General features: G+C 45.6%; 14 protein-coding genes. 2 read left to right on the forward strand and 12 right to left on the reverse strand.

The genetic code is table 11. The features are described from left to right. Positions 1-51 precede the first annotated feature (51 nt). The 4 genes from J0M30_01855 to J0M30_01870 all read right to left on the reverse strand — a co-directional run bounded on the left by J0M30_01855 (position 52) and on the right by J0M30_01870 (position 3,105). Entirely contained in the window at positions 52-567 is a 516-nt protein-coding gene (locus J0M30_01855) for a hypothetical protein (GenBank protein ID MBN8666216.1), read from the reverse strand. Positions 568-610: 43 nt separating this feature from the next. Then, positions 611-985 carry a hypothetical protein gene (locus J0M30_01860; GenBank protein MBN8666217.1) on the reverse strand — a complete coding sequence of 125 codons (375 nt, stop codon included), beginning with the start codon at positions 983-985 and terminating at the stop codon, positions 611-613. 195 nt (positions 986-1,180) lie between these two features. After that, positions 1,181-2,542, reverse strand: coding sequence for a hypothetical protein (locus tag J0M30_01865; protein MBN8666218.1), 1,362 nt, complete (start codon positions 2,540-2,542; stop codon positions 1,181-1,183). A gap of 191 nt (positions 2,543-2,733) precedes the next feature. Further along, positions 2,734-3,105, reverse strand: a complete 372-nt coding sequence (locus J0M30_01870; protein MBN8666219.1) for an Hpt domain-containing protein — start codon at positions 3,103-3,105, stop codon at positions 2,734-2,736. A gap of 171 nt (positions 3,106-3,276) precedes the next feature. Between J0M30_01870 and J0M30_01875 the strand changes: the two genes are divergently transcribed. Together J0M30_01875 and J0M30_01880 are read left to right on the forward strand one after the other, a co-directional pair. Next, positions 3,277-3,903 (forward strand): response regulator transcription factor, encoded by a 627-nt coding sequence (locus tag J0M30_01875; protein MBN8666220.1) that lies wholly within the window; start codon positions 3,277-3,279, stop codon positions 3,901-3,903. Positions 3,904-4,040: 137 nt separating this feature from the next. Continuing rightward, on the forward strand, positions 4,041-4,385 hold the full coding sequence (locus tag J0M30_01880) for a nuclear transport factor 2 family protein (GenBank protein MBN8666221.1): 345 nt from the start codon (positions 4,041-4,043) through the stop codon (positions 4,383-4,385). Positions 4,386-4,402: 17 nt separating this feature from the next. On the opposite strand, the gene J0M30_01885 is transcribed toward J0M30_01880, so the two are convergent. The 8 genes from J0M30_01885 to J0M30_01920 form a co-directional block, all read right to left on the reverse strand. After that, entirely contained in the window at positions 4,403-5,158 is a 756-nt protein-coding gene (locus J0M30_01885; GenBank protein MBN8666222.1) for a hypothetical protein, read from the reverse strand. Positions 5,159-5,370: 212 nt separating this feature from the next. Next, positions 5,371-6,486, reverse strand: a complete 1,116-nt coding sequence (locus tag J0M30_01890; protein MBN8666223.1) for an ABC transporter permease — start codon at positions 6,484-6,486, stop codon at positions 5,371-5,373. Continuing rightward, positions 6,483-7,592, reverse strand: a complete 1,110-nt coding sequence (locus J0M30_01895) for an ABC transporter permease (GenBank protein ID MBN8666224.1) — start codon at positions 7,590-7,592, stop codon at positions 6,483-6,485. The genes J0M30_01890 and J0M30_01895 overlap by 4 nt, the downstream gene beginning before the upstream one ends. Positions 7,593-7,664: 72 nt before the next feature. Further along, positions 7,665-8,408 carry an ABC transporter ATP-binding protein gene (locus J0M30_01900; protein MBN8666225.1) on the reverse strand — a complete coding sequence of 248 codons (744 nt, stop codon included), beginning with the start codon at positions 8,406-8,408 and terminating at the stop codon, positions 7,665-7,667. Then, entirely contained in the window at positions 8,405-9,319 is a 915-nt protein-coding gene (locus J0M30_01905) for an ABC transporter ATP-binding protein (protein MBN8666226.1), read from the reverse strand. Before J0M30_01905 ends, J0M30_01900 begins: the two co-directional genes overlap by 4 nt. Positions 9,320-9,389: 70 nt before the next feature. Then, on the reverse strand, positions 9,390-10,331 hold the full coding sequence (locus J0M30_01910) for an efflux RND transporter periplasmic adaptor subunit (GenBank protein MBN8666227.1): 942 nt from the start codon (positions 10,329-10,331) through the stop codon (positions 9,390-9,392). Between the two features lie 37 nt (positions 10,332-10,368). After that, entirely contained in the window at positions 10,369-11,637 is a 1,269-nt protein-coding gene (locus J0M30_01915) for a TolC family protein (protein ID MBN8666228.1), read from the reverse strand. Between the two features lie 51 nt (positions 11,638-11,688). Next, on the reverse strand, positions 11,689-12,321 hold the full coding sequence (locus J0M30_01920) for a TetR/AcrR family transcriptional regulator (protein ID MBN8666229.1): 633 nt from the start codon (positions 12,319-12,321) through the stop codon (positions 11,689-11,691). Positions 12,322-12,334 lie beyond the last annotated feature (13 nt).

A 12,334-nucleotide genomic window follows, 5' to 3' on the forward strand; every position in this document is an offset into this window, starting at 1 on the left:
GCGGGCGTCAGGTAATAAGACGCCCGCTGGGGAAACTTCCCTTTCATTAATTCAATCATCATCGTCTTCGTTGCCTGACTCTTTCGCCCCGCCATTTTCTGTATTACCCTCACCATTCTGCCCAACGGCTGCTGAACGGATTTCGGTATGCCTTATCTGCCCTCCCAAATGAGCAGTCTGCAGCATCAATGCGGAAGAGGCAATGGCCAATAATAAAATGACGATCTTCCCGAGCCGAACGAGAGCCTGTGGTTTGCTTAAGAACAATACGACCAGGGACACCAAACCCGAAGCAGAGATCGCGATCAAGGCAAATTTGGCCAGCCCTTCGTGCTTTTCAATTATGGCTTCAGACACACCGGGCAGGTTTTCCACCGCTTCCTCCGCACCTTCTCCGGTAAGAAAGACAGGGATCGCTGTTATACTAGCAAACACTAACAAATAGTAGGAAACCTTTGCCACTGTTTCATTCTTAATAAAAAAAGAAACAAGCAATATAATAAAGGCAATGAATGATAAAATTACAGGCACATGGGTCAACGCCAGGTGCAATTGTACACTAGACATAAAATATTTTTTAAAAAATTAAATGGAATAAATGGCCCAAAAACTAGAAAGAGTAGCCGCGTGGAGGATGGAAAATACCGGCCAGATGCCTGCGTGGATTATAGTTCTTGTGGAAAATGATCTTTTCTGGCTTTAGTAAAATCACGGAAAACCCGGATTGAATTACCGGGCTTACAAGGGCAAATCCAATGCTAAATAATATAATCTGTTTGAAGGGCAATTGCTCATCCTCATCCAGATCTGCATCCATATGCCCGGAAGCGTAATGTTCTGCCAGGAATCCCATAAATGAAAGGCCATTTGCTTCATTATGCTTTAAGAAATGCTCGATGAGCAGGGGAATTTTAAAAAATTGCCCGACAGGTGTTTGTAAGGAAATCAAAAGTCCCAATAAAAGTATGGTTACAAACCTCTTCACCTTATAAACATAGGCCCATCCTTTCACCTATGGTATGACTAAAATCAGGTGAATGGTATAAATTTTTGTGAAAAAGGCGAACGGGCTGAAATTGACTCACTTCATAAAACAAAAAACCCCGCCTTCGGCGGGGTCAATGCTCTGCTTGTTCAAACAGAATGGCTTGTCATGAGGAATATCCGGAGCTATGAAACCTTATCTTACTAAGATGAATTGTTTGTAGATACGTACCTCCAGTCCGTCGCTGATCTCCAGGGTGTACATGCCCCCTTTTATTGCCTCAGGCACACGAATAGTCTGACTTAGTGAACCACCGTCATGAATCAAAGTAGTCCGCGAAAGCTGAGCACCCTGCTGATCCAGCATACGGATAGTGTACATGCCTTTGGCCAGATCAGGTGTTAAAACTGATACATGGTCACCCGATACAGGGTTGGGGAACAAGGTCAAACTAGCCACCTTTTTACCAAATACTACTTTAACCACATTGCTAATGCTGCTGCTTCCGTCTATATCCAGGTTGCGGATACGATAGTAATTGGCGCCTTGTACGGGAGAAATATCCGTAAGCGAATAGGCTCCCTTTTTCAATGCTGCTACTGTACCAATCTCCTCAAAATCTCTTCCATTCACACTTCTTTCCACCGCATAATGTTTCACATTCACTTCGGTAAGAATGGTCCAGTCGATCTTCACTGTATTTCCTTTGATACTTCCCCGTATATCGCCAAAACTTACAGGCAAAGCAATACCGGCGGGGGAAAGATCTGACCAGGCAGCAGCGGCATTCAAAGCCGTACTTCCATTTCCCGAACCATAGGCGATCTTAAAGGCATCCAGTGAGCCAGTTGGGGTATTGGTACGTTTGGGAATCTCCAGTTGGGAAATGTCATTGGTTGTGCCAAACGTATAATCAATATTCACATTGGCATTGGACACATTGGCACTGGCTGTGGTCGGTTCTGAAGCCAGTGAAGGGTTGACCCACATATAGATATCATCGCGGTTGGTAGCCGATGCATCAATGTCATACCGGATAACGATAAGATAGTTGGTGTTTACTGCATATTCATTGGAGGCACCCGAAGGGGTGTATACTGCTCCTTCGCTGCCTGTACCGATACCAAAACGCACACGGCTGGTAGCGCCGCCACGATCAACAAAAAAGCGGAGTACATCATTACCGGCTTCGTCCTTTAAAACCACCACCCTCTCCTCATTCGAATTGGGAGTGCTGGCAATGCGCACCACAAAGCTCATGTACACCACCGCGCTTGCGTTCAGCGGTATATTGGTGATAAAATTTTTGCGGGCATAGCGCGAACTGGTTGCAGAAATGTTTACATACTGGGTGCCGCTTACATATCCGGGATAGGCCAGATAGGGCGCCACATTGGCTACTTGTACCTGGCTGGTGGTACTGGTTACGGTCCAACCTCCCTGGCCATTGATATCGCCGGAGGTATAACCACCAAAATTTTCGCTGAGGACAAGTCCCTGCGCAGAAGAGAGATAACTGCCAAAGAGCAGCGTAATCATGGGTAAAAACTTTTTCATAACTCGTTTTTTGAATGAATAAAAAAACGGTTATTTCAAAAGGTAGTGGATCAGATGGGGAATCTCAACAGGGATGGATAAAATTGCGGGTGTAAAGAAAATAGAAGGATTCGTCCAAAGCAAGGATTAATCCCTTATTCCATAGGAAATGAGCCGGAAACACTAGATAAAAACTAAGTGTTACTACGTAGTTAGATTAGTTCATTGAGTTCATTGCTCCGTGTATGGGCTTCCTGCGAAAGCAGCTCGAGCGCCTGGTCAAGTTGGATACAGGCCTTTTTCAGCTCCTGATGGTCGATCTCTCTGTTCTTTACCCTTTCCTCCAGCCCACGCACCTGCGTCAGTGCATGCTTGGCTCCAATGACACCCAGGGCAAAAACGAGTTTGTGCAATTCTTCCGCCAAAGCCTGATGGTCCCGGTCCTTTAGCGCCGATGATAGGCCTTCCCGGATCAATTGGTTTGTACTCGCAAATGACTGTAGCATTTGAAGGATGAATCGGGGGTCATTTTTCCCGATCCTTTGCAGGTAGCTCAAATCGATGGAGTCGTTATATTCTGACATGGGTGAGGTTTCGCGTTCCAGAGGCATATAGGATAGGGTATTTCTTATGAGGACGATAAAATAATCATTCTGTTTCAGTCGTTTAAATGAATGCCGGAATAAATTTTTTATTTACGGGTAAACACTTATACCCGGTTTTCGGTTCAATATCCTAAGTAAGAATAAACCTGTATGGGAAAGACAAGATTATACTTTGTAGATGACCACAAGATGGTGATCGACATGTGGACCACCCTGCTTAGTGCAGACCCTCGCTACGAAATCGTAGGTAAAGCCTTTGATGGAGAAACCGCCCTGGCCGAGATCAAAGATCTCTATCCCCATATCATTCTTCTCGATATCAGCATGCCCGGTTTATCGGGTGTTCCGCTGTTAAAACAAATCAAGGCTCTCATGCCCGCTGTAAAAGTGTTGTCGGTTTCTATGCACACGAATATCGCCATGGTAAAAAACATTTTACAGAATGGTGCCAGGGGATATGTTTCCAAAACATCAACCTATGACGAGATGATCACCGCGATCGAATCGGTGAAGAATGGCGATACATTTATCAGTGCCGATATCAAGGAACAGATCATCGGCAATGTGATCAAGAATGAAGAAGCCGAACCCGATATCAACTCACTTACCCGACGCGAACTCGAGATCGCGCAAATGATCAAAGAAGGCCTCACCTCCAAAGAGATCTCCGAGCGCCTCTTTATCTCCCTCCGGACAGTGGAAGTCCACCGGCACAACCTTTTTAAAAAACTCAATGTTAGAAATGCGGCAGGGCTGATCAATTTGATTAATCAGTGATGGGATGTTGGATGTTGGATGTTGGATGTTGGATGTTAATTTCGATTTTTTAATTTTCTATAAAAAAATTAAATTACTTCCAAAATACCATAGCTAATAGCTATTAACTATTAGCCAAAAGCTAAATCCCAACCGCCTTGACTCCCAAACAACTTCTCCAACGATGGGTTGACCTTTTCAACCAATACGATGCCGATGGCCTGGCCGGGTTATATCATGAAAATTGTGTCAACCACCAGATCGCTTCCGGCAAATTTGAAGGGCGGGAAAGGATACGCGAAATGTTCCGCGAAGAATTCTCCAAATACGAAATGGTTTGTATCGTAGAAAACATCTTTGAAGACGGCAATGTCGGTATCCTCGAATGGCGCGATCCGAAGGGACTACGGGGCTGTGGATTCTTTTGGATAGAAAACGACCAGATCGTTTTTCAACGAGGGTATTGGGACCGGTTGTCGTTTATGGAACAACAAGCCAAATAATCCCGGATCCCATCGCCTTATGCCTTGGGTTTGTCTTTTAAAATTACTTCCGCCTTCACCAACCACGATGTCCCAAAGGCCCATACTGCCACCGTCTCCATCCAGAACATAAGATGGTATTTTTCAAAATCCTCATTGCTGATGATCTTTAGGGGATTGGCCAGTATAACCAATAAAGCGAGCACCATGATCACGCCACAGGTACGAAATACCCGGTTACGTCTCCGCTTTTGAACACCCCGCAAATGCGGTGGTTTATCAGACTTGGTAAAAAGAAAAAGGGACATGGCCGCCAGACTCCCTAAGAATATAGCCGCACCCACATAGTGTACCACCGCCCGAAATGAATTGTCTGGGTAGATGGCCAGGGAATATAAATGATCCGGGTCACGGCAAACAAAACTGATACTATCTGTTGGAAAAACGACCAATATCAAAGCAAATACACCTGCCAGCGAGGAAAGAATGAAATCAATGGGCTTCTTGCCTTTGTACACCAATAAAAAGATCGCCATCAGGCTGACAATGATAATAAACACAGGACTCGACCGGGTGAAATAATAATGGCTGATGGAATACAAAGGTTTCCAATACCCGATATCGATCCAAATGACCAGGGGAAGCAGGAGGGGCAGCAATATTCCCAATACACCGATCAGGATACGAAGGGAGTTCTGGTTGGTAAGCCAGATCTGCTCATTCTCATTGCGAAAATCAAGGTGAAGGGTTTTCTCCAAACCGGAGAGCTCCTCTTGAGGTTTGTTTTCTTCCATAGCAGGGGTTTTAATGGTGAGATTGATTACGAAGATAGGGAAAGGGGAGGATGTTGGGTGTTGGATGACGGATGACAGATGACAGATGACTGTATTAAACGAACGCACCTCCGACTTCGGACCCCGGACCTCTGTCATCTGTCATCCGTCATCTGTTATCAGTCATCCGTCATCTGTCATCCGTCATCCAACACCCAACATCCACTCCCCACTCACGACACCTTCCTGTAATTCCACACCGCCCAGCCATTAAACCCCACTGCAAAACCCGCCATCACCAAAAAATGCTGTCCCAGCTCTCCAAATCCACTCCCCTTTAACACCACCATGCGCACCACCTCAATAAAATAACTCACCGGATTGCTATACGCCACCCAACGCGCCCAGGTGGGCATACTGTCAATGGATGTAAACAACCCACTCATAAGCAAAAAGATCATCACAAAAAAGAAAGCCAGTGACATGGCCTGTTGCTGGGTATTTGAATATGTGGAGATCAATAACCCGAAACCAAGCACCGCAATGAGAAAAAGCGCGAGATAGGCATACAATGCCAATATATTCCCCAAGGGCACAATGCCATATACAAAACGACCGATCACAAATAAACCGACAGAAAATAATACCACGCCAATGGTCCAGAAAGGAATCAGCTTACCTAAAATAAAGTATTGCTTCTTCACCGGTGTCACATTGATCTGCTCAATGGTACCGATCTCTTTTTCCCGCACAATATTCATAGAACACATATAAGCCGATATCATGGTGACCAGCAAAACCAGGATGCCCGGTACCATGAAAAAAGCATACTTCATGTGGGGGTTGAACCAGTTAACCGATTCGATCTCGATCATCTTTGCCCCCATGGCCGGGGTCTTCCACTCCACCTTGATATCGGTATTGTAATCCTGAATGATACGGTTCAGATAGTTGGCCCCCACCATGGCTTTGGTTCCGTTGATGGCATTGACGGCCAGCAAAAGGGATTGCTTCCCTTCCCTCACCAGATCCTTTTCAAACCGGGAAGGGATCTCCAGGATCAGATCGGCCTTATCCGACTCTAATAAAGGAAAGGCTTCTTCATAACTATGCGTGTATTGTTGCAAACGAAAATACCCGGCTGCTGTAATGCGGTTCACCAATTCACGGGAAAAACTTGACCGGTCCTGATCCACCACCGCAATATTGATATTCTTGATCTCATAGTCAGCCGCCAATGGAAGAATGATCAACTGGATCATGGGCATGGCTATGATCATACGCAGGATGATCTTGTTGCGGAAGATCTGCCGGTACTCCTTTTGCAATAAATATTTCAGTGTCCTCATGCTAACCGGGTTTTAAATCGTGCCAGACTAATACTGAGCAATAAAATGGCCATGGAAAACAAGATCAAGGTCTCCTTCCAAATCGCGGAAAACCCAAGGCCTTTGATCATCACCGACTTGATAATGATATAGTACCACTTCGAAGGAATAATATTTGAAATTAGCTGCAAGGGAAGGGGCATATTCTCCAACGGGAACATAAACCCGGTGAACAACATGGTCGGCAACATCATCCCCATCAGCGACATCAACATGGCCGCTTGTTGTGATGCCGCTACATTGGAGATCAATAAACCAAGGGACAGGGCCGTGATGATAAGCAAGATGCTTTCCCCAATGATCAATAACAAACTGCCCTTTACAGGCATGCCCAACAAATACACGCTCAATAAAAGAATGACCGCGAGGTTGACAATGGATACCACCAGATAAGGAACAGCCTTGGATAGAATAACCATCAGGGGGTGAAATGGCGAAACCAGCAATACCTCCATCGTACCCGATTCCTTCTCCCGTACGATCGATACAGACGTCATCAACACACAAACCAACAAAAGCACCAGAGCCATTACCCCGGGAACAAAATTGGTCGTACCCTTCAACTCCGGGTTATAGATCATCCGGACCTGTGATTCGATCTGCATGGGATAAGGGTCACCTACACCACCCAGTTCTTGCTGGTACGATCGGGTGATACTGGAAATATAATTGGTCAATGTCGAGGCCGTATTGGGATCAGACGCATCAGCAATGACCTGTAACTTGGATTTCCCCAAGTGCTGAAGGTCGGATTCAAAATGGGGAGGGAAAACTATTGCAAGTTTTACCTTTCCTTTTTTAAAGGAAGTCTCGATCTGCTCATGGCTTAATAAAACTTCTTCCAGATCAAACTGCGCACTCGCTTCCAACTTTTGGATGATCGCTCTCGATGCACCATCATGTGCATAATCACATACAACAATCTTCGTATTCTTGATCTCATTTGTCAAGGCAAACCCAAACAAAAGTATCTGCGCTACCGGTAAACCAAACAACAGGAGTAAGGTCTTCCGGTCACGAAATACGTGAAGGAATTCTTTTCGTACAAAGGATAAAAACTGTTTCATTTTCTTTGTTCGTTATTGGTATAAGCTGTCAGCCGGGCTAAAAGCTATCCGCTAATAGCTAAAGGCTATTAGCTATTCTCCCCGCTTCGCCCCTCTCGCCAATTCATAAAACACTTCATCCATAGTCTTCACCCCAAACTGTTTTTTCAATTCGAGGGGAGAATCCATGGCCTTTACCACCCCATCCACCATCATGGATAACCGGTTGCAATATTCAGCCTCGTCCATATAGTGGGTGGTGACAAATATGGTTGTGCCCCGGTCGGCTGCCGCATAGATCAGGTCCCAGAACTGCCGACGTGTGACCGGATCTACGCCCCCGGTGGGTTCATCCAGAAATACGATCCGCGGTGTATGAAAAATGGCCACGGAAAAAGCCAGTTTCTGTTTCCATCCTAAAGGCAGGGAGCCCACAAGTTGATTCGCCTCAGGCAATAAACCCAGGTCCTCCAACATGGCTTCAGACCGGATTTTGATATCCTTGTCATTCATCCCATAGATCCCTCCAAAAAACCGGATATTCTCCCGCACGGTCAGGTCTTCATACAGAGAGAATTTCTGGCTCATATAACCGATATTCAATTTGATCTTTTCAGTCTCCTTGTAAATATCATATCCGGCAATTCTTGCCTTGCCCGAACTTGGGGTCAATAAGCCACAGAGCATACGCATAGCGGTGGTTTTTCCTGCGCCATTGGCACCCAGAAATCCAAATATCTCTCCGGCATGTACATCTATACTGATGTTGTTGGCGGCAATAAAATCGCCATAGCGTTTGGTCAGTCCTTCGGTATGTATTACAATATCACTGGTCATGCTCCCATGAGTTTAATAAAACAATCTTCCACAGTTGGGCGAACGGTTTGAATCTCCAGATCGGGATGACGGGAAATAAGTTGTTGGCGAAGTCCCTCCACCACTGTTAACCCTGGATCTTTAAGGGTGATATGATGGTATTCGCCAAATGAATTGCTCGATAATACCAGATCAGAACCACGGAGGTCCGATAACAATGCACTCATGGCGCCCGACTTCACTGCATAAAGCGGCTCTCCAAATGAATCTTGTATGGCAGCAGGAGTATCAATGGAAAGGATCTCTCCTTCCTGGATCAACGCGATCCGTTCACAAAGCGTGGCCTCGTCCATATAGGGTGTGGAAACAAGAACCGTAATGCCCTGAGCCTTCAGTCTTTTGAGCATTTCCCAGAATTCCTTCCGCGATACCGAATCAACCCCTGTAGTAGGCTCATCCAGAAAGAGCACTTTTGGCCGGTGTATCAGCGCACAGCTCAAAGCCAGCTTTTGTTTCATGCCCCCTGATAATTTCCCCGCCCGGCGGTCTTTGAATGGCTCGATCTGGGAATAGATATCTTTAACCAGATCATAATTTTCCTCGATCGTTGTATTGAATACCGTGGCAAAAAAACGAAGGTTCTCTTCAACAGTCAGATCGGGATAAAGCGAAAACTTCCCTGGCATATACCCGACGATATTTCTGATCTTGCGAAAATCCTTTACCACATCATTTCCTGCCACCGATGCCCTTCCCAGATCCGCTAATAACAAAGTGGTTAGTATGCGAAATATACTCGTCTTACCTGCCCCATCCGGACCGATCAAACCAAACAACTCGCCTTCCTCTACCTCAAAGGAAACCCCCTTGACGGCCTTTACCGCCCCTTTGTTATAGGTTTTGACAATATTTTCTAAAACAACATCCTTCATTTCTATAGAGAGTTTTGAAAGCTAAAAGATAGAAGCTAATAGCTATTAGCTTTTAGCCCCGGCAGTATAATCACTCAATTCGCATCTCGCCATACATCCCGATCTTATAATACCCATCATTCACCACCGATACCTTTATTGCATATACCAGGTCGGCCCTTTCATCCTTGGTCTGTATGGTTTTTGGCGTAAACTCCGCCTTGCTATTGATCCATGTAATCGTTCCCATCGATTCCTTCATCCCGCCTTTACCATCATCCGTTCTCACTTTCACTTTCTGCCCGAGTTTGATCAACGGTAAAGTATTCCCATCCACATAGGCTTTCAGGGTCATCGTCGAGAGATCTGCAACCTTATACAATGGCTTGCCAACCGATACCAGTTCATTGGGCTCCACATAAGTGACCAACACCGTGCCTTTGCCCGGACTCATCAGTCTGCATTTGAGCAACTGGTCTTCTACCTGCTCAATCTGTGCATACAACGCAAGCGGATCGGTCTGCAAGCCTCGGGCTTGTGTACCCAGAGCAGAAACCTGTGCTGCCTGTTGCTGCTGTACCAGATCGATCTGCTTTTTCACCTCGTCTATTTGGGAAACGATATCATCCAATTGCTTTTGTGGCGCAGCTTCACCCGCCACGAGATTCGAAAGCCGTCTTTCTTCACGCTCTAAGGTGGAAAGCCTGCTTTTATACACAGCCACCTGGCGGGCATAATACGCCGTTTGTGTTCCGATATCCGGTATCCGGCTACCCGTGGCTTGTATCTGGGCCAATAACTGTTTTTTACGAAGGGATAACTGCGTGCTATCCACATACCCAATGTATTCACCCGCAGAAAGACTATCCCCTTCTTCTAACGTAAACTCCTTCAATACCCCATTCGCCTCTGAAGAAATGATGATCTCATCTGCTTCAAATGCTCCTGAGCCATCAAAGGAATGACCATTGCCGGTACAAGAACTGATAAACAATAACCCGGTTCCAAGAATCAGTAAAAAGAAATTTTTCATATCCCTATCATTAAATTTTCAAAAATTTATTTACGCGTTAATAGCCTTTCACCAACTCCCTTCCAAACCGCACCATCAGCAACTGTACTTCATGCAACAGCAAACCCTGACGGGCCTGGTCTTCAGCATTTACATACGTGATATAATCATTGGCAGTAATGATCCCGTTCTCAAGTTGTAGTTGCGATGTTTTTTTGATTTTCTCACGGAGGCTGATTAATTCCTGGTCACCATTGATCAGCGATTGATACTTCCGTATCTCTCCATCCTGCTGGGAAAGGGAAAGTTTGGTATTGAGTAAAAAGGTTTCTTTCTGCAGCACCACGGTCTGTTGCTGGAGATGGATCAATTGGCGATCGGCCTTCTGTGTATAAAGCTGACCAATATTCCATCCCAATCGCAATCCACCTATATAGTACGGATCCAGTTCATTGCTCAGCATATTCAATGCCGGGCGTCCAACGCCTCCCTGTAGAAACAGACTAAACCGTGGCCAATTCTTTGCCTTTAAAATTTTCTCCTGTAAACCCAGGTTGGTCTGCTGCAATTCATACAATTTTATTTCGGGTCGCCTCATTTCCGTGCTTTCTGTGTTTTCTGTGAGCAAAACCGGTTTTTCCAAAATAACCGATCCACTAAACTGCTTCCCCGTAAACAAAGACAACATCTCTTCATAACTCTCCCTTGTAGCAGCCATCTCCTTTCTTCGTTGTTTTGCCTTTACCAATTCAGCCTCCAGCAAATAAATATTCGTCCGGGTGGCAGTTCCATTGTCAACGGCTACCTGTGTTTTATCCAAACCCGCCGTAATATCCGCCATCATCAACTCCACCTGTTTTTCCTGCTCACGCATCAGCAGTATGCCAAAGAAAAGCTGAGTCACCCGCTCTTTTAACTTGTACAATTCCACTTCCAGCTTTTGCTTCTCCACCTCGCCAGTGGACCGTAGCAATTCCTTTTGCCTGTTGATCGTCTGCAAATCTGTAAGTGGCTGGTTAACCTCCGCGTAAAGCCGGTACTGGTCTTTCGACAATTCAGGAGGAGTAAACCCGGGAAGGTTGATCCCCAACCTGGTTACTTCTGACTGGTAACTGGCCTGTCCTCCCACACTCAGTTGCGGCAACTGACCCTTGGAAGCATTCTCTACCGAGAGGTCCCGCGACCGCTCGATCAATTGTTGTTGCCTTACAAGCGGATAGTTGTCCCTGGCCCATTGCATACAGGAATCAATTCGGAGGATGGTTTGCGCTTGAAGCCCCATCCCACCCAACAGGACCATCAAGGGTATTAAGATCGTTTTGCGCATAAAATTTAAATATTCGATTTAGTCATTTGATTAATTTCTATTCAAAAAAAATCAGGTGTTGAGCATCCCCATAAACCAACCGGGGATCAATGCCTTTCTTTCTTCCATTAACTGGTCAAACTCCTTATCCTTGAATTGTCCGATCTGGCGGATAAACGGCGCTCCAGCAAAGGGAAAAATCACCATTGACGACAAATTCACCATCATCTGGATCGGATTGACTCCTTTTAAACGCGGATTCGCTGCCATGCGCGCCTGCAATTCTTTGATGAAGGATGACTTAAAAATCACATCCTTCACCTTCATCTCCTTTAAAAAAATATCCGGATGATTATTCAATTCACTGACCACAAAAAACGGCAGTTCAGGTTGGGCCTGGAATAAAGTAATGTAACGGTCTACAAAACCCTGTACCTTCTTTTCAAAACTCAATTCCTCATCATTGAGCACAACGATCATGGAAGAAAAAAATGTCTGAAGGCTTTCCAGCATCACGATCTGGAACAGGCGTTCCTTGCTGCGGAAATAATAATTCAATAAGGCAAGATTGATCCCGGCCTCCTCAGCAATATCCCGGGTCCGTGCCGCCGCATAGCCTTTGGTCGTAAATACAACCTTGGCCGCTTGCTTGATCTTCTCCTCGGTACTGGTATCAAGGGGTTTTATCGTCTTTGTCTTTGCCATGGGATTCAATGGG

It is taken from the genome of Chitinophagales bacterium, assembly GCA_017303415.1.
In the GTDB taxonomy this organism is placed as follows: domain Bacteria; phylum Bacteroidota; class Bacteroidia; order Chitinophagales; family Chitinophagaceae; genus SpSt-398.

Excerpts from the sequence above, each read along its gene's own strand:
- J0M30_01920 (MBN8666229.1), bottom strand. The coding sequence starts at position 12,321 with ATGGCAAAGACAAAGACGATAAAACCCCTTGATACCAGTACCGAGGAG.
- J0M30_01855 (MBN8666216.1), bottom strand. The coding sequence starts at position 567 with ATGTCTAGTGTACAATTGCACCTGGCGTTGACCCATGTGCCTGTAATT.
- J0M30_01875 (MBN8666220.1), top strand. The coding sequence starts at position 3,277 with ATGGGAAAGACAAGATTATACTTTGTAGATGACCACAAGATGGTGATC.
- J0M30_01890 (MBN8666223.1), bottom strand. The coding sequence starts at position 6,486 with ATGAGGACACTGAAATATTTATTGCAAAAGGAGTACCGGCAGATCTTC.
- J0M30_01900 (MBN8666225.1), bottom strand. The coding sequence starts at position 8,408 with ATGACCAGTGATATTGTAATACATACCGAAGGACTGACCAAACGCTAT.
- J0M30_01865 (MBN8666218.1), bottom strand. The coding sequence starts at position 2,542 with ATGAAAAAGTTTTTACCCATGATTACGCTGCTCTTTGGCAGTTATCTC.
- J0M30_01915 (MBN8666228.1), bottom strand. The coding sequence starts at position 11,637 with ATGCGCAAAACGATCTTAATACCCTTGATGGTCCTGTTGGGTGGGATG.
- J0M30_01910 (MBN8666227.1), bottom strand. The coding sequence starts at position 10,331 with ATGAAAAATTTCTTTTTACTGATTCTTGGAACCGGGTTATTGTTTATC.
- J0M30_01885 (MBN8666222.1), bottom strand. The coding sequence starts at position 5,158 with ATGGAAGAAAACAAACCTCAAGAGGAGCTCTCCGGTTTGGAGAAAACC.
- J0M30_01905 (MBN8666226.1), bottom strand. The coding sequence starts at position 9,319 with ATGAAGGATGTTGTTTTAGAAAATATTGTCAAAACCTATAACAAAGGG.
- J0M30_01870 (MBN8666219.1), bottom strand. The coding sequence starts at position 3,105 with ATGTCAGAATATAACGACTCCATCGATTTGAGCTACCTGCAAAGGATC.
- J0M30_01895 (MBN8666224.1), bottom strand. The coding sequence starts at position 7,592 with ATGAAACAGTTTTTATCCTTTGTACGAAAAGAATTCCTTCACGTATTT.